This window comes from Paenibacillus sacheonensis (genome assembly GCF_009909195.1).
Lineage (GTDB): Bacteria > Bacillota > Bacilli > Paenibacillales > Paenibacillaceae > Paenibacillus_Z > Paenibacillus_Z sacheonensis.
Genome location: NZ_JAAAMU010000008.1, coordinates 222,820 through 245,150, shown reverse-complemented (window position 1 = coordinate 245,150; position 22,331 = coordinate 222,820). Strand labels below are relative to the sequence as shown.

The following is a 22,331-nucleotide window of genomic DNA, read 5'->3' as shown; positions in this document are numbered from 1 at the left end:
AGGGATAGAGGAATGGGTTATCAAGCAGGTGATTTTGACGTTATTGTTATTGGTGCCGGACATGCCGGCTGTGAAGCGGCTTTGGCTTCTGCGCGAATGGGGGCAGAGACGCTGTTGTTGACGATCAACCTGGATATGGTTGCTTTTATGCCATGCAATCCGTCAATCGGCGGACCGGCTAAAGGTCATGTGGTGAGGGAGATCGATGCGCTCGGCGGTGAGATGGGACGTAACATCGATAAAACATTTATCCAAATGCGCATGTTGAATACGGGCAAGGGTCCGGCTGTTCATGCATTGCGTGCGCAAGCCGATAAATTTCTATATCAGCATTTCATGAAGCAGACGATCGAAGAGACGGAGCATCTGACGCTGCGTCAAGGGATGGTCGAGGATCTCATTATTGAAGACGGCACTTGCGTGGGTGTCGTGACGAAGACGGGCGCGGAATACCGTGCCAAAGCGGTCGTAGTCACGACAGGCACGTATTTGCGCGGCAAAGTGATTATGGGCGAGTTGATCTATGAAAGCGGCCCGAACAATCAACAGCCATCCGTTAAACTGTCGGAGAGCTTGCGTCAATTGGGCTTGCAGCTGGTACGGTTCAAGACCGGTACGCCTCCGCGCGTGCACGGGGATACGATCGACTTCTCCAAGACGGAAATTCAACCGGGGGACGAGAAGCCGAAATTCTTCTCTTATGAAACGGAATCCTCCGATAATGAACAGCTCCCATGCTGGTTGACGTATACGTCGGAGGAGACGCACCGGATCATTAGCGACAATCTGCACCGTGCGCCCATGTTCTCGGGTGCGATAGAGGGAACAGGCCCGAAATATTGCCCTTCCATTGAAGATAAGATCGTCCGTTTCGCCGATAAGCCGAAACATCAAATCTTCTTGGAGCCGGAAGGGAAGAACACTTCGGAGTATTATGTTCAAGGCTTATCTACGAGCATGCCTGAAGACGTGCAGTTAAATATTCTCCGATCTATTCCAGGTTTGGAAAATGTTGAGATGATGCGCACGGGTTATGCGATCGAGTATGATGCCGTCATTCCTACTCAGCTGTGGCCATCGCTGGAGACAAAGCTTGTTCCAGGGCTATTCACAGCGGGACAAATCAATGGTACTTCCGGCTATGAAGAAGCGGCGGGGCAGGGCATCATGGCAGGGATCAATGCAGCGCGGAAGGTTCAGCAGAAACCGCCGGTTATTATCGGCCGCTCGCAAGGTTACATCGGCGTGCTCATCGATGATCTCGTGACGAAGGGAACGACCGAGCCGTATCGCCTGTTAACATCGCGTGCGGAATACCGTCTCCTGCTGCGTCACGATAACGCAGACCTGCGTCTTACGCCGACGGGATACGAGATCGGATTGATCTCCGAATCGCGTTATAACAAATTCAACGTCAAAAAAGCGATGGTGGAACAGGAGATCGAGCGGCTCAAAACCGTGAAGGTGCGTCCCGATGAGGAAGTTCGACTGCTGTTCGAGGAAATCGGAACTGCGCCGCTTCAACAAGTGACCGATGCCCTTTCCCTGCTTCGTCGTCCCGAATTTACCTATGAGCATGTCGAGCGTTTGTCTTCTTCCTCGGAACCATTGACCGACGATATGAAGGAGCAAGTGGAGATTCAAATCAAGTATGCCGGCTATATCGAGAAGCAGCAGCTTCAAGTCGAACGGCTTGCCAAAATGGAAAACAAGCGGATTCCAGACGATATCGATTATTCGATCGTCACGAACCTATCCAAGGAAGCGAAGCAAAACCTGTCTACGATCCGCCCGCTTTCGATCGGTCAGGCTTCCAGAATCGGAGGCGTAACGCCTGCCGACATCTCCATCCTGCTGGTTTACTTGGAACATTATAATCGAGTCGTTGCAGCACGGGGGTAAAGCATGAATCCAACTGAAACTTGGTTTGTACAATTGCTCCAGGAGCGGGGGACGGCGTTATCGCCGCTCCAACTCCAACAGTTTCAAACCTATTATGAATTGCTTGTCGAGTGGAACGAAAAAATGAACTTAACGGGTATCACGGAAAGGGAAGCGGTATATGAGAAACACTTTTACGACTCCGCGACCCTTTCTTTCTTTTTGAACCTAGATAAAGTTGTCTCTATAGCCGACATCGGTTCTGGCGCCGGTTTCCCTAGCATTCCGCTTAAAATATGTTATCCGCATCTTCAAGTTACAATCGTCGATTCCCTGAATAAACGCATTCAGTTTCTTCAGCATGTCGTTGAACAGCTCGGACTGCAGGATGTGAGCTGCGTCCATGGCCGTGCAGAGGATATCGCGAGACTGCCGGCACATCGCGATCAGTATGATCTTGTTACGGCAAGAGCAGTTGCGCGCCTTAGTGGGTTGAATGAGCTTTGTCTTCCTTTTGCTAAGAAGGGCGGCGTGTTCGCATCTATGAAAGGCGCTGATCCTGCTGAAGAAGTTAGAGAAGCAAAACGAAGCTTATCGGAGTTGAAGGGAAAGCTCTCGAAGGTCCATCATTTGAAGCTGCCGTTTGAACATTCCGATCGCCATATTATTGTCATTGATAAGCTTGGAGAAACACCGGCTAAATATCCACGCAAGGCGGGTATGCCGCTCAAGCAGCCAATGATTTGATCCCATTGTAACAGAGTAGAAATGTTTCACGTGGAACAATGCTGTTACCGTATATTTGTTTGATTTGGAGTCTTGTCAAGCAGGAGATCAGCTTGCAGCCGACGAATAATATAGAAACGACAAACTCGGCATTTTGAAATCGGGTGGTATGTTGACGCTATGAAAGAACAATTTTCGCGTTTATTCGGTTTGAGTGATCAGAAGAGTCAGAACCAAGACGAAGTGAAACAGCTTCCGATTACTGAAGTGGACACGAGCCCTTATCAGCCGCGGACTGTATTCGATGACGACCGTATCGAAGAACTTAGCCAAACGATTCGGACACATGGCGTTATTCAGCCGATTGTAGTACGAGCCCGTAACGGGAGATATGAGATCATTGCCGGCGAACGTCGTTTCCGGGCCGTGAAGAAGTTGGGACTGGATACAGTTCCTGCAATTGTTCGAGAATTTAATGACTCGCAGGCGGCATCCATTGCATTAATCGAAAATCTTCAACGTGAAGGACTTACCTCGATTGAAGAAGCGATCGCTTATCAGAAGCTGATTGATCTGCATAACCTGACTCAAGAGAGTTTGGCGCAGCGTTTAGGCAAGAGTCAGTCGACCATCGCGAACAAGATTCGGTTACTGGGGCTTGGCGAAACGGTCAAAAATGCCCTAATGGAACGTAAAATTACGGAGCGTCATGCTAGAGCGTTGTTGTCCCTTCATTCCGAAGAGTTGCAACTGAAGGTGCTAGACGATATTATTACTAAAGAGCTTAACGTAAAGCAGACGGAAGCGAGAGTCGCTTTCTATAATGAAGCGGTGGCAAGCAGCTCCAAGAAAGCTAAACGCGTATCCTTTACGAAGGATGTACGGCTCGCCTTGAATACCATTCGTCAATCGATTGATATGGTGTCAGGATCAGGAATGCAAATTAAAACCAATGAACAGGATTATGAAGATCATTACGAGATCGTGATCAAGATTCCTAAACGATAATAGCACTGCTGACAGCCGTCCGGTTTATGGGACGGCATCGTCATTTTGTCTATTGGAATTCATGTAGTCCATTTGATAGAGTCGGCAGCGTAATAGAGTCGCATTTGATTCGGATCAACCAAGTTATCAGCATAGAGGTGAACAGTTTGTCTAAAACGATTGCAATTACGAACCAGAAGGGCGGTGTCGGGAAAACGACCACGTCCGTGAATCTAGGCGCCTGTCTGGCTTCTCTGGGCAAGAAAGTATTGCTGGTCGATATTGACCCACAGGGTAATACGACAAGCGGGATCGGAATCAATAAAGCGGACGTTGCGCACTGCATTTACGATGTGCTTATTAATGACGTGCATCCGAATGAAGCGACGTGTCAGACGAATATCGATGGATTAAACATTATTCCCGCTACGATTCAACTCGCGGGAGCAGAGATTGAGCTTGTGCCAACGATCTCTCGGGAACAGCGATTGAAGAAGTCTCTTTCGCTTGTAAAAAACCAATACGATTATATTCTTATCGATTGCCCGCCATCGCTGGGCATTTTGACGATTAATTCACTTACGGCATCGGATTCCGTTATCATTCCGATTCAATGTGAATATTACGCGCTGGAAGGATTAAGCCAGCTCTTAAATACAGTTCGTCTCGTGCAGAAGCATTTGAATACGACCCTTCAAATAGAAGGTGTACTGCTTACAATGTTCGATGCACGAACCAATCTTGGCATTCAAGTTATTGAAGAGGTCAAAAAGTATTTCCAACAGAAGGTCTACCAGACCATCATCCCGCGTAATGTTCGGCTGAGCGAGGCGCCTTCCCATGGGCAGTCTATCATTACGTATGACCCGAGGTCCAAAGGGGCAGAGGTGTATCTTGAACTCGCGAAGGAAGTGATCACGTATGAGCAAGCGGCTAGGTAGAGGGCTTGATGCGTTAATTCCATCGCTAGCTGTCAGCGAAGAGGATAAAGTTGTTGAAGTGCCACTTACACAACTGAGACCGAATCCTTATCAACCGCGAAAAACATTTGATGACGAAGCAATAAGAGAGCTGGCGGAGTCCATTAAGCAGCATGGCGTCATCCAGCCTATCATCGTCCGTACCGTTCTGAAGGGCTATGAGATCATTGCAGGTGAGCGTCGCTTCCGTGCATCCCAATTATGCGGCAACACAACGATCCCGGCGGTCGTGCGAAACTTCTCCGATCTTCAGGTCATGGAAATCGCATTGATTGAAAATTTGCAGCGTGAAGATTTGAATGCGATCGAGCTTTCGGTGGCTTATCAAGCGCTGATGGATAAGTTCAATCTTACGCAAGAAGAACTGTCAATGAAGGTTGGTAAATCCAGGTCGCATATTGCGAACTTCCTTAGACTGCTATCGCTGCCGGACCAGATCAAAGAAAATGTTTCACGTGGAACATTATCGATGGGGCATGCGAGAGCTATAGTGGGTGTAAAGGAAGATGCTCGCAAGAAAGAACTGGCGGAATTGACGGTTGCAAATGAGTGGAGCGTAAGGCAGTTGGAGGAAGCGATAAAAAACCTGGATCAGCAGGTTCCTTCCAAGACGAAAGAAACGCCTTCCAATAAGAAAAAAGATCCTTATATTAATGAAGTGGAAGAGTCGCTGCGAGAACGTTTTAAAACAACGGTGAAGATCAAGCAACAAAAGGATAAAGGTCGCATCGAATTGATGTATTACAACAAACAAGATTTAGAACGTCTGCTCGAACTGCTTCAGCAATTATCATAACAATAGCGCACGATCTAAATAGCATACTTGATTGGCGGGGTTTGATGCATAACCGCCGATCGAGTATGCTATTGTTAAGATAGGATCAAGCGGGAGGGGTGATGGGATGTCGGACGACAAGCATGATAAGCCATTCATTTATTTGGATCACGCTGCGACGTCGTGGCCCAAGCCGGCGACCGTTATTGAAGCTGTAACGGAAGCGATGGAACGCGATGGTGCAAACCCTGGCAGAGGCAGTCATGCAATGGCTGTTAGAGCGAGTCGTATTTTGTTCGAGACGCGAAAATCGTTGGCCAAGCTTTTTGTTATCAAAAACCCGAATGACATTTCGTTCGCGCTGAACACAACGATGGCGTTGAATACGGCGATTAAGGGGATTTTGAAGTCTGGAGATCATGTCATCGCAACGGCCGTTGAACACAACTCGGTACGCAGACCATTGGAGTACTTGAAGAGCATTGGGGTAATCGAGGTAACCTATGTCGAACCCGATGAGAAGGGAATCCTGGATGCTAAGCAAGTACAGACTGCGATACGTTCCAATACGAAGCTGGCCGTTGTGAATCACAGCTCGAACTTATTGGGATCCATATTGCCGATTGGAGATATTGGGGAAGTGACAAGACATAGCGGCGTTAAGCTGCTCGTGGATGCGGCCCAGAGCGCTGGCATCTTGGATATCGACGTAGAAGCAATGGGGGTCGACATGCTCGCGTTTCCGGGCCATAAAGGGCTCTTAGGGCCGCAAGGGACTGGCGGGCTATATATTCACCCGGAGCTTGATTTGGAGCCTCTCATGCACGGTGGGACGGGCAGTCAGTCGGAGTCTATTGAACAGCCTGCAGTGCGGCCGGATCGCTATGAGGCGGGTACGCAAAACACGTCTGGAATTAGCGGGCTAAGGGCTGGGGTCAAGCATGTACTGCATGAGACCGTTCAAAACATCCATACTAAAGAATGGACTTTGACGCAGATCATGATGCAAAAGCTGCTGGAGTCGAAGGGGATCCGAATTCTCGGACCTGCGCTTGGCGAAGCAAGGACGGGCATTGTGTCTTTCATTATCGAAGGTGCGGATCCGTCGGAAATCGGATTCATTCTGGATCAGCATTATAACATGGCGGTGCGAACGGGCTTTCATTGTTCGCCGTTGGCACATGGCACAGCAGGGACATTGGAGACAGGGGCGATTCGTGCGAGTGTGGGGTGTTTTACGACTTCGCAAGAGGTGGAAGCCTTCGCCCAAGCTGTTAAAGAAATCGTTCAACATTACAGCTAAGAGAGCACGAATGGGAGAGAAACACATCATGGATCAGTGGATTGAACGGCCGTTCGACTGGGTAACCGTTGGACTGGCTGCAGTTGTCTTATTACTTCTTATTCGAAATTTGGTGCTGGGCAGCAAACTGAAGAAGCTGAGGAAGAGTTATACGCAATTCATGAGCGGGACAGGCGTTGAAGGACTCGAAGACATTATTATTCAAATGCAGGAACGGTTAAGTGCGCAGGAAGAGCATCAACGCAGCCTGAAGCAATCCATCAGTACCTTGAACGAGAAAGTAAAGCGGAAGAAAGGGAACATCGGCATCCATCGTTATAATGCGTTCGCTGAAAGAGGAAGCGATCTAAGCTTCTCCCTCGCGGTCATTAATGACGAGAAGGACGGGATGGTTCTGAGCGGTATCCACGGTCGAGACGAAACCTTCGTTTATGCCAAGCCGCTAAAAGAGGGACAGTCGGCATATGCCCTGACACCGGAAGAGATCGAAGCGATCAATCTGGCGTTGCGGCAGGATAAGTAGCAGAACGCGTGCACTTCATGATGGATAAAAAGAGGGTTTGCGCGATAATTTCAGACATGCGCATGACGAGATGAAGACGCGTGTTTTGGAGAACGAAATATTCCATGAACCCGCCGACGTTTACGATGCCGGTAATATGGATATCCCCAACAGGGGGAAGGTCCTTATTGACGCCTGCTCCAGGCCTGACGGGTCCGGTGCCGACTTGAATGCAGCCGACGCTGGCAGCCTGGCCGAGGCAAGCATCGATGCCGATTACGAAGGGCTTCCGGATATGCTTGTTGATGTCAATCAGTGTCTCATCTAAATTCATGGCGTGAACAGGCTCTTCCAACGTCCCGTACAAGTCGAAGAAAGGGCTTCTGTATTTGCTGAGCGAGGTACCCACAAGCGGACCCAGGGAATCACCCGTTGAGCGGTCTGTTCCAACGCAGACGACAACGATTCTGCGGTCGTGGCCTACATTATCCAGCAAATACATCATACGGTTCATCAGAAGTCCGGTGATGTTGGGCTCCGTATAAGGCACTTTGAGCGGCGTTTCTTTCATCCCTGGCAGTTTCATAGATTCCCCTCCCGCAAAAACGCTATAAATAACTACGGCAATCCGCAGTGCTGCTATCAAAATTTGATAGAGACGCTGCCTTCACGCTTGGTTACTAGTATATGGATGGGACAACCATTTTATACTTGCCCGGAAGGAGAAATCTTCACTACAATCAGTCAGGAGGCGGAGAACGTGCTGATCGCATTCGACTCCACCCAGCAGGCGCTGCGCGCTGAGATGCTATTAGAATACGCGGAGATTGAAATAGATATCTGCCCGACGCCGAAGCAGATTACGGCGGGATGCGCGCTATCGATTCATTTTCCGGAAGAAGATTTGATAACGGTTCAAGAGGTTATCGTACAGGAGCGCGTTGAAATTCGAGGGATATACAAGCAGGTCGAGGATCAATACGAAGCTGTCGATATATAAATACAACCAGACAGTTGGACGGGAAAAGAGGAGGAGTGAATCATGATGGAGAGAAAACAGTTTGAGCTGGGCGATGTCGTTCAAATGAAGAAGCAGCATCCCTGCGGTACGAACGAAATGGAAATCATACGCATGGGCATGGACATTCGCATCAAATGCGTAGGCTGCAAGCACAGTGTGCTGATCCCGCGTGCGAAGTTCGAAAAAAACCTGAAAAAGGTGCTCCGATCCGCTGCAGATCAACAGCAAAAAGAGGGAGAAGACGGTCCGACGGCAAATTAAATAAAAGACTTGCATTCGGACGAGCCGCGTGTTAATATAATCCTTGCTGACTGACAAACAATCATGGAGAGGTACCCAAGAGGCCCAAGGGGGCTGACTCGAAATCAGCTAGGCGTGTCACAGCGTGCGTGGGTTCGAATCCCACCCTCTCCGCCATAATCCCTTACAATGCGAAGCGATCCTAACGGATCGCTTTTTTGATTTTCAAGGCAATTTGACGATTATTTGTTTGAACTCGTGGTAAGCGTGCAAGCGGATGTTTATAAAGGTTGGCATGGGATGAACAACGCTTAGAGAACAGGAAAAAAGGGCTCTTGCGAGCCCTTCTCCCGACGGTGGTTAGTAGAAAACAGTCATCACAAAGCTTTCGGAAAGAAACCTTGGTGCACCGATTTGACTCGGTTCGCGTGTGTTACAGACAAGTGTCTTTGGCACAACCCTCCGCTTCTATGCTGAGTGGACAGAATCTCCTTGAGGTTCAAGCACATTGACGTTCAATGGAACCACACCTCTCACTTGTTCACCGTCATGAATTATAATGCTCCGTTGGCTGCCGGTTTATACGGCCGATTTCAAAATACATTTCAGACATGCTTGATGCTTGATTAATGCATTCGTTTCCATTTGCGATCCGAATTCGACGTAGACGGGAATCGGTCGCCTTTCTTCAAGTGGACCTTCTTCGGATCGTTCACGCCCATGTGGAACGAAGCTTCGCCGATCTCGATGTAAGTACCGTCATTCGGGGCATGATCGCCCGGTCGGAATTCCGTCCATTCACCCATAGCTGCCTGCACCTCCAATTAAGATAACTGCGCGAAAAGGGTGAGAAAACCCCGGCTCCTAGTGTGCTTCGGGAGGGGCGAGGGCATGAGCGGAAGAATGAGGGAGGACAAGCAGTGATTCCTTACTTGTCAAGCAGGTACTAAGTTTGATATAGTATTCAGGTATGCGAGATAGCTTTATACTCGCTCCTTGCTCCCTTATGGGGGCCGCATAGTCCAAGAGGAGGTGAAACAAATGCGCAAATACGAAGTGATGTACATCATTCGTCCGGAAGCGGAACAAGAAACGGTTCAAGCCCTGACCGAGAAGTTCCAAGCAATCATCGGTAACGGCGGAGAAGTCACGAAGCATGACGTGATGGGTAAACGCCGCCTTGCGTATGAGATCAATAAGGTTCGTGACGGTATCTACGTACTGGTTCATTTCAACGCGACTCCAGAAGTCGTGAATGAACTTGACCGCGTCATGAAAATTACGGATGAAGTTATCCGTTTCTTGATCACTAAAGATGTAGCTTAGTCTCATCGAACGCAAGCGATGTTTTGATTGGAGGCGATAAACGATGTTGAACCGCGTTATTCTAATCGGTAGACTAACAAGGGATCCTGAGATGCGCTATACGCCGGCGGGCGTTGCGGTAACGCAATTTACGCTTGCCGTGGATCGTCCGTTTTCGAGCGGCGGCCAAGGCGGAGAACGCGAACGTGAGGCGGATTTCATTCCGATCGTCACGTGGCGGCAGCTGGCTGAGACATGTGCCAATTATTTGCGCAAAGGCCGCTTAGCAGCGGTCGAAGGCCGTATCCAGGTTCGGAATTACGAGAACAACGAAGGCAAGCGCGTCTATGTGACGGAAGTTATTGCCGACAACGTGCGTTTCTTGGAATCCGCGAACCGGGACAACAATGGCCCGCGTGAAGAAGGCAGCGGCAATTACGGCGGCGGTAACGGAAACTTCGGCGGTGGCGGCGGTCAAGGCGGCTACGGCGGCGGTGGAGGTTCCCAAGGTCAAGGCGGCGGCTCTCAAGGCGGAGGCGGACGTTCAGGAGGTACACCTCGGAACAACAACGGCCGTGATCCTTTCTCGGATGACGGGCGCCCGATCGATATATCGGAAGATGATTTGCCATTTTGAGAGTCTTACATTGAGCGTACGACTAAAATCCATAAAACGTGCATGGTTGCAGGTTTTATATAGATTTCGGTTGTGTAGTTTATGTGTAGCCTCAAAGCATTAGTTATCCAACTTTATTGAGATTGAATAAAGTTGTGTAACTGTGTAATTTCTGACGAAAGGATGATATCCATGAGCTTCAAGCAAAGAGAAAGCGGCGATGAGCGTCCAGAACGCAAATTCGGCGGTCGTAAAGGACGTAACAAACGTCGTAAAGTTTGCTTCTTCACGGCTAACAAAATCACGCACATTGACTATAAAGACACGGACTTGCTCCGTAAATTTATCAGCGAGCGCGGTAAAATTTTGCCTCGCCGTGTAACTGGTACGAGCGCGAAGTACCAACGTCTCTTGACGATTGCTATCAAGCGTTCCCGTCAAGTTGCGCTTCTGCCTTACACAACTGAATAGTTGGAAAAAAGACAGCCCACTGCGGCTGTCTTTTTTTGGCTAAGGTAAATCAAGTTGTTGGTATTTGATTTTTACGAACGCTTGTTCTATAATTAGGGGAATATCATTATTCGAAGATAATTACCCATTGATTTGAAGGAACTTTAAAGGCGTATCCATACTTTGAATGAAAGCGAATTTTTCGGCGTAGACCTTAGAAAAGGCTTAGAGAAGTTTAAAAAATGCTTTGGTGGTAACACTAAGGGTAATTAATTCATAAGATAATACGTCCATCTTAAAAACGATTTAACAAAAGTTTTTATTGTATCTGCATTTGGGAGTATGTATAATATTTATGATTCCAAGGAGGGGTGATTATGGCTGTTGATGACCAGTATGTCTCAGTCTTTAAAGTTCATGAATTTCTAACTGAACGCCCACTTTCTATGGACGATTTAACTGATCGAATCATTGTTCAAAAGAGCATTTATTTGGCCCATGAGGCTGGAATAAACTGTGGTGATTACATGTGGACTTGGTATAAGAAGGGTCCATATTCTCCAGCGCTTACTCGTGTTGTTTACGACAACTTAAAAAGTGATTTTGATCCAAGTAAATATGCACTTCGAGACGATGTAAAGCAGGCACTTGAACGATTGAAATCAGTTATAAAGAAAAGAAAGAGCTATACACAGTTAGAGGAATCAGATTGGTTGGAGTTATTGGCCTCAATTCATTATTTGCTAAAAAAGCATTATGATAAAAATATAGCAATTCGTGAATTGCAGGTATTAAAGCCAAAGTATCAAATTGGACATATAAATCAAGCAATCGGAGCGCTTGAAGATATTGGTTTTGTTGCATAAAATAGAAGCCATGTATTCACAATAGTGATTATGGCTTCTATTTGTTTTTGGGGGGAAAAGAAATGGATGACTACATGTTATCGTTAGAAAAATGGAAGGGTTCTAAAAGCGAGTTGGTGAAGTTTCAAGGTAACTCATTATCAGAAACGGATAGTCGTTGTAAGATCATTGATCCATTGTTAAAGGAAATACTATTTTGGAATGAGTCCTCAATTGTTAGAGAGCCGAAAGTTGAGTCAGGATTTATTGATTATGTGTGTAAATCAGATTTTAATGAATTGCTGATTGAGGCCAAAAGAACAACAGTACCTTTTAATATACCAGGTGGAGTGAAGTCACTCTTGACTTCGAAATTAGAGAAATCAGCACCTGACTTATTCGCAGCAATCGAGCAGGTAAGGGCGTATGCAAAGGATAAGGGCTTTTTATATTGTGCTGTTAGCAATGGTTTAACCATTATTTTTTTAAAGACATATTCTGCAGTTGAAGACAAAAAAGACGCCATTTCCTTCAATGGTCATGAGGCAATTGAAACTGATTTCCCCTTACTGTTTGAATTGCTGTCTCCTTACAGAAGAGGTATAGAAGTTCTGGATAGCCGTCTTAAAAGTAACGGCGACTTCAGAATGAGACCACAGTTTAATAAAAGTTTGAATGAAGAAAGGTACCGGGAGGATACAATGATCCCAGGTAACGATCTTTCTCAGCAACTTAGACCAATGATAGATAATTATTTTTCTGACATTAAGGATAACAAGGAATTATTAAATAAGCTTTACTGTGATACAACTTCGCTATCCGGATATAGCACTGAAATTAGAAAGTACCTCAGAGATAGGGTACCTTTCTTTGGGCAATCAATTGTTGAAGAATTAGTCACTGATAAGGATAGTGCCGGTCCAACTTTTAAACAAGACTATATGTTGCAATTCCAAAGCAATAATGAGGGCCATGTATTTATAATCTTCGGTAATTACGGTGCCGGGAAATCGATTTTCTTAAATCGCTTTTACAATTCCATACTTGACGATAATACCAGGAAGTTTTTAATATGGTTAGCTATGGATTTTGAGCATTTCACTGTTGGTGTCGATTCTGTACAGAATTTTATGTACGATAAAATTGAATCATTGCTTAATCGTGGGGAGTATAAAGACTTAAAGTTAACTCATTGGGATACCTTAATTTCAATTTATGAAGAAGAAATTGAAGAGAAGAAAATGGGTGTTTGGAATCCTTTCCTAAAAAATGAGGAGAAACTGAATGAAAAAATCTCCGAATTATTAGAGGATAAACAAAAGAATAAATATGCCCATATAAAAATGACCATTGATTACCTACGTCGTATTGGGAAGGCCGTATGTATTGTCTTGGATAATGTCGATATCCATCCTACAGACGTCCAGGAACTAATATGTAACTTTGGAGTATCGCAGGCCAAATCGCTTAAAACATTAGTAATCATGACAATGCGTGATGAAACGTATTGGGATTTGAGAACAAGACATCCACTTAACGCACATAATAATAATATTACAACCTATCAAATCATTCCCCCAGATATGAAGAGCATGATTCAGAAGAGAATTAAACTGGTTCGGGAGATGTATGGGCAGGGGGGCAGAATAAATTTTGATGTTTATCAGCCTGACAAGAAAAACCTTAAAAATATTAAAGTGGAGCCGAAAGACATTTTTGATGCAATTGAAAATACAATAAACTTTAGTAAGACAGAAGAGATGCTTTCAAAGTTGACGAGTGGGAACATGAGGAATGCTCTTGAGTTTTTCCGTACACTCGTCACATCAGGACATATTAACTTACCTAAAGTGGTCACTTCTGTTGCAACAAAGGACAAGCCTAAATTAATTTATCCAGATAAAGTACTCAGAAGTCTGGCATTATCCATATATGAAGTTTACAGTGCTAATAGATCGTTAATTGCCAACGTATACTCTAAATTTAATGATGGCTTCTATAGTCATTTTGTATTGCTGAGGATTTTGGATAAATTAAATGAATTAAAGGATCATAAAATAAAACCGGATGTTGGACCCGGCTATGTACCAATTGAAGAATTATTTAAATATCTTCATCCTATTGTCAAAGATGAAAAGAGTTTAAGAACATGCTTGAGTCAAATGCTTCCCGGGTATCTTATTGACAGTGATATTGGCTCAAGGAAACCTGGGGACAGTAATCATGCTGAAAGAATCACTTTAGTTAAAATAACCCCGGGTGGAGAATACTACTTAAATGAACTGTGTGGGCAGTTTGAGTACCTGGAAGTTATTCTTCCAGACATTAAATTTGAAATTCAAACTTATTTCGATAAAGTAGCCACACTGGGCAGGAAAATTGGACAAACAAAACCTGAGGATATCGTTACAAAATGGAAACTCAGATTCGAAAGAGTTGAGGTATTACTCCAGTATCTTAAAGAACAAGAAGAGAAAGATATTCAGTACTTGAAGAGCAGCAGCTGGGGAAAAATGTTGCCAAAGGTAATGAAAATTTATGATGAAAGCAAAAAAGAGATTATAGCTTGGAATGCTTTAAGTGGCATTTAAGGTGCCAACGTTGCGGGGAAGCTTCGAGTTTTGGTGGAACATGAGACCTAGCGGAACAAACCAAAGAACAAATATATGGATATCGTGAAAAAACGGCAGCCGACCACTGGACGGCTGCCATTTTCATTGGCAAAATAACTAATTGAAATTACTTTGTACACAATACCCAAATGTATTTATTTCACACACACTTTCGTGTGCCCAAGGGGTGACAGATACTAAGAGCTGCGGTATGCTCAAAGAGGCTGACAGGTTCTTTGTGTTGGCCTTAACGTATTAGGGCAGCAGAAGTGCAATGGCGGCAGGTTAGGCGCCGCGCTTCATTTTGTTCTAGCCCATTAACAAGATTTCTGAAGAAGGGTGTTGAGGGGCGTGCTGATGAATCAGAGCATGCAAAATCAACTTTCAATGACGAAAATGAATAGACAAGTGGATGGTAATGCAGTGGTGACGGACACGCTGATAAGCCGCAGGACTGGGCCCTACCCTCCTGGAGACTCGGAGGGAGAGAGCCAAGTGACCACCGATCGCATGACACTGCCCGAGTTGGAGCAATATCTATCCAAGGCCGCAGACCTTCTCCGCGGTAGCATCGACCAGGCCGACTTCAAGGCATATATATTCCCGCTGATGTTCTTCAAGCGCATCAGCGACGTTTACCTAGAAGAGTTCGCCGCAGCGCTAAAGGAGTCCGGCGGTGACCACGAGTTCGCAGCCTTCGCTGAGAATCACCGATTTACGATCCCCGACGGCCATCTGTGGCCGGACGTGCGCAACCACACCGAAAACATCGGGACGGCTCTGCAGACCGCGTTCCGCGTGATTGAGAAGGCCAACCCTGAGACGCTCTATGGTATCTTCGGGAACGCCAACTGGACGAACAAGGACAAGCTACCAGACCGCAGACTCGCTGACCTGATTGAGCATTTTTCCACGAGAACGCTCTCCAACGCAGCCGTCCCACCAGACGTCTTCGGTAATGCCTACGAGTACCTAATCAAGCGCTTCGCCGACCAGTCTAACAAAAAGGCGGGGGAGTATTACACACCACGTTCGGTGGTCGGCCTCCTGATCAACATTCTTAATCCGGTTGAGGGCGAGACTGTCTATGATCCCGCCTGTGGTACTGGAGGCATGCTGATAGAGGTTATCGAACATGTGAAGTCGGCTGGTGGAAGTGCCAAGACCCTGTGGGGCAAGCTCTATGGCCAGGAGAAGGTGTTGGCCACATCGGCCATCGCCCGCATGAACCTACTACTTCACGGCGTCGAGGATTTCAGTATCGTACGCGAGGACACACTGCGTCACCCAGCTTTCTACTCCGGCAACCGCCTTGCTCAGTTCGACTGCGTCGTCGCAAACCCGCCGTTTTCCTTGAAGAATTGGGGTGAGACAGAATGGGCTTCCGACAAGTGGGCTCGCAACAGACTCGGTGGCGTACCGCCCAAGGGTTATGCGGACTGGGCCTGGGTGCAGCACATGCTGACCTCCGCCCATCCCGAGACCGGCCGGGTTGCTGTCATTCTTCCCCAAGGTGCGCTGTTCCGACAGGGGGCAGAAGGGCGAATCCGTAAGCATATCGTCCAGTCCGGCGTCGTGCACGCCGTGATTGGTCTAGCCCCTAACCTGTTCTATGGGACGGGCCTCGCTGCCTGCGTACTCATACTCCAATTGCAAAAGCAGCCTGAGAAGCAAGGGAAGGTGCTTTTCATTAACGGGGAGCAGATCTACAAGCGTGGCCGTAACCAGAACACCTTGGAGCCCGAGCATGCCCAGGATCTACTCAACGCATACAAGCGCTTCAACGATATTGACGATTTGGCCCGAGTTGTACACCTCGACGAGATTGCTAGAAACGACTTCAATCTCAACATCCGGCTGTATGTAACATCCACCGACACGGGCGAGAAGGTTACGCTGGCCGATTCTTTCGCTGAGCTAGCGGCTGCTCAAACAAGTGCTCGCGAAACCCGCGAGGTGCTTGAAGGGGAATTCGCCAAGTGGGGACTAGCTCGGGCAGCAAGGGAGGTTCAGGTATGAGCACGACACGCATCAGCCAGCGAGAACTGGAGTCCTATTTATGGGGAGCTGCAGTGGTCCTGCGCGGCCTAATCGACGCGGGCGACTACAAGCAGTACATCTTCCCACTCGTCTTTCTCAAGCGGATCTCCGACGTCTACGACGAAGAGCATGAAGCGGCCATGAAGATCTATGATGACGAGGAACTCGCTGATATGCCGGAGAACCACCGCTTTGCCATACCCGACGGCTGCCACTGGAATGACATTCGCAGTGTTTCCGAAAATATAGGCACCAAGATTCTGGGGGTCATGCGCGCTATTGAGGCCGCCAATCCTGATACCCTGCCAGGCGTGTTCGGAGATGGAGACTGGGGCAACAAGAATCTGCTCCCGGACTCTACGATGGCGGATCTCATCGAGCACTTCTCGAGCGAAACGCTGTCGATCGCGAACCTGCCCGAGGATGAGCTCGGCAACGGATACGAGTACCTAATTAAGAAATTTGCCGATGACTCGGGACACACGGCTCAGGAGTTCTACACCAACCGAACCTTAGTGCACCTAATGACGCTCATGTTGGAACCACAGCCAGGTGAGTCAGTGTACGACCCAACGTGCGGTACCGGGGGGATGTTAATTTCTACTGTCGCCGGCTTGAAGCAGCAGGGCAAGGAGTGGCGGAACCTCCGCCTCTATGGCCAGGAGCTCAATTACGGGACTTCCGCGATCGCCCGCATGAATCTGTTCCTCCATGGGATCACCGATGGGCATATCGCTCATGGCGACACGTTGACACGTCCGGCGTTTCTCGACGCATCTGGACACCTCCAGACCTTTGACGTTGTGCTCGCCAATCCGCCGTACTCGATAAAGGCGTGGAACCGTGCAGCCTTCACGACTGACCGCTACGGTCGCAATATGTGGGGAGTACCACCGCAAGGCCGCGCTGACTATGCATTTTTCCAGCACATCGCCAAGAGTCTCAATTCGAATACCGGACGGGCCGCAGTCCTCTTTCCGCACGGCGTGCTGTTTCGCCGCGAGGAGGCAGCACTTCGTGAAGCGCTAGTGAAATCGGATCTGGTCGAGTGTGTCCTCGGCCTTGGCGCAGGACTCTTCTATAACAGCCCTATGGAGGCTGTTGTCATCACGTTGCGTGCCAGCAAGCCTTCTAGGAACCAGGGCAAGGTACTCTTCATCAACGCGGTCAACGAGGTTACTAGGGAGCAGGCACAGTCGTTCCTTAATGATTCCCACCAGGCAAAGATCTTCAACGCGTATCACGACTTCGAGGACAAGGACGGGTTTGCCGCTGTCGCAACACTTGACCAGATCAAGGAGAGAAGTTACAGCCTAGCCATTCCACTTTACGTCGTGGGGGCTAAGGCAGCGGATGTTGAAGGGCAGATCGATGTTCTTGATTCTCTTGCCGATTGGCGCACGGCAACGGCGGCCTCTGATACCGCTGTTGCGGACGTTCTTACTTTGTTGCGAGCGGAGGTGTTGAAATGAGCCTCAACCTTAACAAGTCCTCATGGAAACGCATCAAGTTTGGCGATGTGGTGCGTAACGTCAATGAGACTATCCGTGATGCCACCGCTGTCGGAATCGACCGTGTTATCGCCATGGAACACATGAAACCTGGTGAGTTGCAGATCAAACGGTGGGGTATGCCCGAGGATGGCACTACGTTCACTCGCCGGGTCCGGCCGGGCCAGACTCTGTTCGGCAAGCGGCGTGCCTACCAACGAAAGGTGGCCTATGCGGAATTCGAGGCAGTCTGCTCAAGCGATATCCTGACGTTCGAGGCAGACGAAACTCAGTTGCTTCCCGGGTTCCTCCCTTTCATCGTTCAATCTAATGAGTTTTTTGACTATGCACTTGGTACTTCCGTGGGCTCATTGTCGCCGCGCACAAACTGGCGAGACCTGGCCAACTTCGAGTTCGACCTCCCGCCCATTGATGAGCAAAAGCGGATCGCTGATCTACTTTGGGCCATAGAGCACCATCGCATGAACGTTGCAACTTTGGTGAATACATCATCACGTGTAAAGTCGTCCCTTCTTATAGAACGCCTTGAGCGTGGAGTAAAGCAGCAAAACTGGCCCGCGGAGCCGGTAACTGCTATCGTGAAGTCAGGCCCTACGAACGGCAAGTCGGTTCCACCCAATGACCAGCAACGTGGTGTTCCAACGTTGAGCATTAGTGCGATTCGTGATGGCGGCGTTCGGGGTGGCGATTCAGTCAAGTGGGTCGATGTCGATCCGACTTCGGTTGGGGCTTTCCAGATTCAAAAAAACGACTTCCTCATCGTTCGTGGAAACGGAAACCGATCTCTGACGGGGCAAGGCGGACTAGTATCGGACGATCTACCCAATGGATGTATCTATCCTGACTTGCTCATTCGCCTCCGCTTTGACGAAGAGCGTATGCTCCCTACCTTTGGTGCAGAACAATGGAACAGCGCCAACGTGCACGCAGCGTTACTGAAGAACGCGAAATCTACCAATGGCATCTGGAAGATTAACGGTAAGGACATTAAGTCACACAGGCTGGTCGTACCCCCGATTCCAGACCAACTTGAGATGCTTAAGGAGCTGGCTGCTTTCAACTCCGCTACCGAATCTGCTCACACAGAGTATCAGGCACTTACTACGCTGCGGTCTACACTCTTCATCGATATCTTTGGAGGTAATAATTGATGACTCAGTTCGATGAAGCCAATTCAGTGCGTGACTTCATACGAGACCTCGTCAGGACCACTCACGTCCCGTTCATTCCGGGTAATGGACTCTCGCGGCGACTTGACGAGGTAATGCTCGAGGGGCGCGTGAAGGAAGCCCTAGTTCGCCTTAATCCTGAAATCGCGGCAGCCCCTGATAAGGCCGATGAGGTTCTTTACAACCTGCGGGCGATACTAATTGCTGCCCGAACAAGCTCGCATCCAGTGGTGGCTAACGAGGAATTCATGCAATGGCTAACTGGGAAGAAATCTATGCCTTTCGGGCCGAACGGCGAGCACACCACGGTCAGACTAATTAACTTTGATCATCCGGAAAACGACGCGTCAAATGAGTGGTTAATTTCCACTGAGGTCACATATAAGCAGGGCAGAGTCGAGAAAAGATTTGATCTGGTGCTGTGGTGCAACGGTATTCCACTGGTTGTCGGTGAGGCCAAGACGCCGGTCCGGCCGGCGTACACGTGGGTTGACGGCGCCGCTCAGATACACGATGACTACGAACAGTATGTGCCACAGTTCTTCGTGCCTAACGTGTTCTCCTTTGCCACCGAGGGAAAGGACTTCCGCTACGGCACTGTCGGCATGCCGATTGAGCTTTGGGGGCCTTGGCGAGAAGAGGAAGCTACCCCTGACGAGCCAGCGAGGTTCGGGCTCTCGGCTGTGCAAGAGGCTGTTGAAGGCGTCCTCAAGCCCACAGCAGTGTTGGACTTTCTCCGATTCTTTACGATTTATGCCACTGACAAGAAGCATCGAAAGATTAAGGTCATTGCACGGTTTCAACAGTTCCAAGCAACCAACTTAATCGTCGACCGGGTGATGTTAGGCAAGATCAAACAGGGTTTGATATGGCATTTTCAAGGCTCGGGGAAGTCTTTGCTAATGGTGTTCACCGCGCTCAAACTTCGGGCGATAGCAGGGCTAAGCAACCCGACAATCCTAATTGTGGTTGACCGTATAGACTTGGACACTCAGATCACTGGCACATTCAATGCATCAGATATCCCGGGTCTGGTCTCAACAGATTCACGCGCGGAACTGGTTGAACTGCTCTCCGTCGGCGCACGAAAAATCATTATCACGACAATCCATAAGTTTGGCGAGATGCCGGGTGTTCTCGATGTACGTGATAACATCATCGTCATGGTTGATGAGGCGCATCGCACTCAGGAAGGCGACTACGGCCGCAGGATGCGTGAGGCACTCCCGAACGCCTATCTATTCGGTTTGACTGGCACCCCGATCAACCGACGTGATCGTAATACCTTTAAGTGGTTTGGCTCCGAGAAGGATGAAGGAGGCTACCTTTCGCGTTACTCGATGCAGGATTCTATCCGTGACGGGGCGACGCTTCCGCTTCACTTTGAACCGCGTCTATCGGAGATCCACGTTGACGAGGAGGCTATTAACGCAGCATTCGATGAGCTTGCCGACGTCCATGACCTTGACGAGACAGCGAAGACGACGTTGTCTCAGAAAGCCGCGTCGATTGAGGCCCTCATCAAGGCACCTAACCGAATACGGCAAATCGCAGCTGATATCGTGGGTCACTTTAGGACCAAGGTCGAGCCCCAGGGCTTCAAGGCTCAGGTCGTCGTTTACGACAAGGCTTCCTGCATTGCCTACAAGAGCGAACTCGATAAAATGCTCGATCCAGATGCCTCGACGATCGTGATGTCCAAGAGCCGTACCGATCCCGCCGAATGGGCACGATGGACACCCAATGCAACTGAGTTGGAAGAGGTCGTTGCTCGGTTCAATGACCCCACCCATCCGCTTAAAATTATTATCGTCACCGCAAAGCTGCTAACCGGCTTCGATGCGCCAATCCTATATGCACAGTACCTCGACAAGCCGTTAAAGGAGCACACGCTCCTGCAAGCGATTACGCGGACTAATCGGGTCTACCCCCCGAATAAAACCCATGGCCTCATCGTCGATTACTTAGGCGTTTTCGATGACGTGGCGAAGGCGTTCAAGTTCGATTCTGCGTCCGTTCACAAGATAATTTCGAATATCGAGGAACTTAAGAACCAACTCGGGCCAGCAATCGAAGCGACGCTCTCGTTCTTCCCAGGTGTGGATAGAACCGTCATTGGGTACGAAGGTCTGATTCAAGCTCAAACCGCAATTGCAGATAACGCGAAGAAGGATGCTTTTGGGTTGGCCTATAGTGTCGTAACGCAGTTATGGGAAGCTATCAGCCCCGATCCGATACTGAGCAGATTCGAGCACGATTATCGGTGGCTTACCGATGTTTATGAGTCGGTCCGGCCCTCGGATATCACTGGCCGCCTTGTCTGGCACGCTCTCGGCGCTAAGACGATTGATCTTATCAACCAACACGTCACCGTTGAGCTTCCTGATGCGGGAACCGAGAGGATTATCCTCGACCCCCAGACTATTGAAGACCTCATGCTGGGCAAGAAGAAGGCCGATCTCAAGGAAATAGAAAAGCAGATTTCCGCTCGAATTGCTCGCCACCTCACCAGTCCGACCTTCGTCCAGCTTGGAAAACGACTCAACGTTCTTAGGGAGAAATATGCCGGTATTCAGCAGTCTAGCCTGGATTTTCTGCGCGAGCTGTTAGAACTGGCCCGTGATACAGTCGCTGCCGAGAAAGCAGTTCACGAGGTGCCGCGCGAGGAGCGAGGTAAAGCTGCCCTGACCGAGCTATTTGAGTCTCTTAGGACTAAAGAGACCCCAGTCATCGTCGAGAACGTTGTCAATCGGATTGACGAGGTCGTGAGGGCCGTCCGCTTCGAAGGCTGGCAGTCAACAATCCGTGGTGACCAGGAGGTCCGCAAGGCGCTCCGATCAACCCTGTACCTTCAGTTTAAGATCCGTGACAATGATGTCTTTGAGAAGGCCCTAGAGTATGTCAGGGAATACTATTGATGAACAAATAACTATGTGGCACAGTTGGTTTCCCTGCCGCCTTGAAAGCAGTGGTAAAGAATTACCAAATGGTAATTGTGAATTTAAATTCTATATAATAAGGGTAATCGAAAAGTCATGTGCGGAAGTACCGCCAAAAGCCTGTTAGGGCTATTGGCGGTACTTTTTTTTCGGGAAAATTGAAAGGGGGAGAACAATATGGGTAAACGATTTCCGCAACTTATGACCGGACAGAGAATTGAAGTGTATTTAGAGGGCGGCCAGATTAAGGAAGGTAACTTCGCAAAATGGATGTTTTTGGAGGGACACTCTTATTTGGTTGTAGAAAAAGATGAACACTTTAATGATGGTAGACATATAAGTGGTGTCTGGTATTTAAGTGAAAGCTTGATAAAGCTAATTTATCCGCTGCTGTAGCTTTATTAAGAATCAAATTTTTGAGTAAAAACT

The 22,331-nt window shown here is 48.4% G+C and carries 21 protein-coding genes and 1 tRNA gene; 20 read left to right on the top strand and 2 right to left on the bottom strand.

Annotation, left to right across the window (positions count from 1 at the left end):
- The first annotated feature begins 12 nt into the window (after positions 1-12).
- From mnmG to GT003_RS17635, 7 genes are all read left to right on the top strand, one after another.
- On the top strand, positions 13-1,902 hold the full coding sequence (gene mnmG, locus GT003_RS17665) for a tRNA uridine-5-carboxymethylaminomethyl(34) synthesis enzyme MnmG (protein WP_161700154.1): 1,890 nt from the start codon (positions 13-15) through the stop codon (positions 1,900-1,902).
- A 3-nt stretch (positions 1,903-1,905) separates the two neighbouring features.
- Positions 1,906-2,628, top strand: coding sequence for a 16S rRNA (guanine(527)-N(7))-methyltransferase RsmG (gene rsmG / locus GT003_RS17660; protein ID WP_161700152.1), 723 nt, complete (start codon positions 1,906-1,908; stop codon positions 2,626-2,628).
- A 159-nt stretch (positions 2,629-2,787) separates the two neighbouring features.
- Positions 2,788-3,615, top strand: coding sequence for a nucleoid occlusion protein (gene noc, locus GT003_RS17655; RefSeq protein WP_161700150.1), 828 nt, complete (start codon positions 2,788-2,790; stop codon positions 3,613-3,615).
- Between the two features lie 146 nt (positions 3,616-3,761).
- Positions 3,762-4,535, top strand: a complete 774-nt coding sequence (locus GT003_RS17650) for a ParA family protein (protein WP_161700148.1) — start codon at positions 3,762-3,764, stop codon at positions 4,533-4,535.
- Entirely contained in the window at positions 4,516-5,370 is an 855-nt protein-coding gene (locus GT003_RS17645) for a ParB/RepB/Spo0J family partition protein (protein ID WP_161700146.1), read from the top strand. The genes GT003_RS17650 and GT003_RS17645 overlap by 20 nt, the downstream gene beginning before the upstream one ends.
- 106 nt (positions 5,371-5,476) lie before the next feature.
- Positions 5,477-6,652, top strand: a complete 1,176-nt coding sequence (locus GT003_RS17640; protein WP_161700144.1) for an aminotransferase class V-fold PLP-dependent enzyme — start codon at positions 5,477-5,479, stop codon at positions 6,650-6,652.
- Positions 6,653-6,680: 28 nt separating this feature from the next.
- On the top strand, positions 6,681-7,175 hold the full coding sequence (locus tag GT003_RS17635) for a DUF4446 family protein (protein WP_239566037.1): 495 nt from the start codon (positions 6,681-6,683) through the stop codon (positions 7,173-7,175).
- On the opposite strand, the gene yyaC is transcribed toward GT003_RS17635, so the two are convergent.
- Complete coding sequence (gene yyaC, locus GT003_RS17630; protein ID WP_161700140.1) at positions 7,147-7,740, bottom strand: spore protease YyaC; 594 nt, start codon at positions 7,738-7,740, stop codon at positions 7,147-7,149. The genes GT003_RS17635 and yyaC overlap by 29 nt on opposite strands.
- Positions 7,741-7,914: 174 nt before the next feature.
- Between yyaC and GT003_RS32540 the strand changes: the two genes are divergently transcribed.
- The 3 genes from GT003_RS32540 to GT003_RS17615 all read left to right on the top strand — a co-directional run bounded on the left by GT003_RS32540 (position 7,915) and on the right by GT003_RS17615 (position 8,592).
- Positions 7,915-8,154: a putative Se/S carrier protein gene (locus GT003_RS32540; protein WP_338046002.1), complete on the top strand. Its 240-nt coding sequence runs from the start codon at positions 7,915-7,917 to the stop codon at positions 8,152-8,154.
- A 45-nt stretch (positions 8,155-8,199) separates the two neighbouring features.
- Positions 8,200-8,436, top strand: a complete 237-nt coding sequence (locus tag GT003_RS17620; RefSeq protein WP_161700221.1) for a DUF951 domain-containing protein — start codon at positions 8,200-8,202, stop codon at positions 8,434-8,436.
- A gap of 65 nt (positions 8,437-8,501) precedes the next feature.
- Positions 8,502-8,592 (top strand) — tRNA-Ser (locus GT003_RS17615).
- Between the two features lie 449 nt (positions 8,593-9,041).
- Here GT003_RS17615 and GT003_RS17610 read toward each other — a convergent pair.
- The gene (locus GT003_RS17610) at positions 9,042-9,221 is read right to left on the bottom strand and encodes a YjzC family protein (RefSeq protein ID WP_161700136.1); all 180 of its coding nucleotides are present in this window, start codon (positions 9,219-9,221) and stop codon (positions 9,042-9,044) included.
- Between the two features lie 235 nt (positions 9,222-9,456).
- Between GT003_RS17610 and rpsF the strand changes: the two genes are divergently transcribed.
- The 10 genes from rpsF to GT003_RS17560 all read left to right on the top strand — a co-directional run bounded on the left by rpsF (position 9,457) and on the right by GT003_RS17560 (position 22,298).
- Complete coding sequence (rpsF, locus tag GT003_RS17605; RefSeq protein WP_161700134.1) at positions 9,457-9,741, top strand: 30S ribosomal protein S6; 285 nt, start codon at positions 9,457-9,459, stop codon at positions 9,739-9,741.
- A 43-nt stretch (positions 9,742-9,784) separates the two neighbouring features.
- Positions 9,785-10,357 (top strand): single-stranded DNA-binding protein, encoded by a 573-nt coding sequence (locus GT003_RS17600; protein ID WP_161700132.1) that lies wholly within the window; start codon positions 9,785-9,787, stop codon positions 10,355-10,357.
- Positions 10,358-10,528: 171 nt separating this feature from the next.
- A complete protein-coding gene (gene rpsR / locus GT003_RS17595; RefSeq protein ID WP_161700130.1) occupies positions 10,529-10,807 on the top strand; it encodes a 30S ribosomal protein S18 in 279 nt (92 codons plus the stop codon).
- A 356-nt stretch (positions 10,808-11,163) separates the two neighbouring features.
- Entirely contained in the window at positions 11,164-11,652 is a 489-nt protein-coding gene (locus tag GT003_RS17590; RefSeq protein WP_161700128.1) for a hypothetical protein, read from the top strand.
- Positions 11,653-11,714: 62 nt separating this feature from the next.
- The gene (locus GT003_RS17585) at positions 11,715-14,222 is read left to right on the top strand and encodes a P-loop NTPase fold protein (RefSeq protein ID WP_161700126.1); all 2,508 of its coding nucleotides are present in this window, start codon (positions 11,715-11,717) and stop codon (positions 14,220-14,222) included.
- Positions 14,223-14,600: 378 nt separating this feature from the next.
- Positions 14,601-16,262 (top strand): type I restriction-modification system subunit M, encoded by a 1,662-nt coding sequence (locus GT003_RS17580; protein WP_239566036.1) that lies wholly within the window; start codon positions 14,601-14,603, stop codon positions 16,260-16,262.
- A complete protein-coding gene (locus GT003_RS17575) occupies positions 16,259-17,755 on the top strand; it encodes a type I restriction-modification system subunit M (RefSeq protein WP_161700124.1) in 1,497 nt (498 codons plus the stop codon). The genes GT003_RS17580 and GT003_RS17575 overlap by 4 nt, the downstream gene beginning before the upstream one ends.
- Entirely contained in the window at positions 17,752-18,945 is a 1,194-nt protein-coding gene (locus GT003_RS17570) for a restriction endonuclease subunit S (RefSeq protein WP_161700123.1), read from the top strand. The genes GT003_RS17575 and GT003_RS17570 overlap by 4 nt, the downstream gene beginning before the upstream one ends.
- The gene (locus GT003_RS17565) at positions 18,945-21,881 is read left to right on the top strand and encodes a type I restriction endonuclease subunit R (RefSeq protein WP_161700121.1); all 2,937 of its coding nucleotides are present in this window, start codon (positions 18,945-18,947) and stop codon (positions 21,879-21,881) included. Before GT003_RS17570 ends, GT003_RS17565 begins: the two co-directional genes overlap by 1 nt.
- A gap of 198 nt (positions 21,882-22,079) precedes the next feature.
- Entirely contained in the window at positions 22,080-22,298 is a 219-nt protein-coding gene (locus GT003_RS17560) for a hypothetical protein (protein ID WP_161700119.1), read from the top strand.
- Positions 22,299-22,331: the final 33 nt, after the last annotated feature.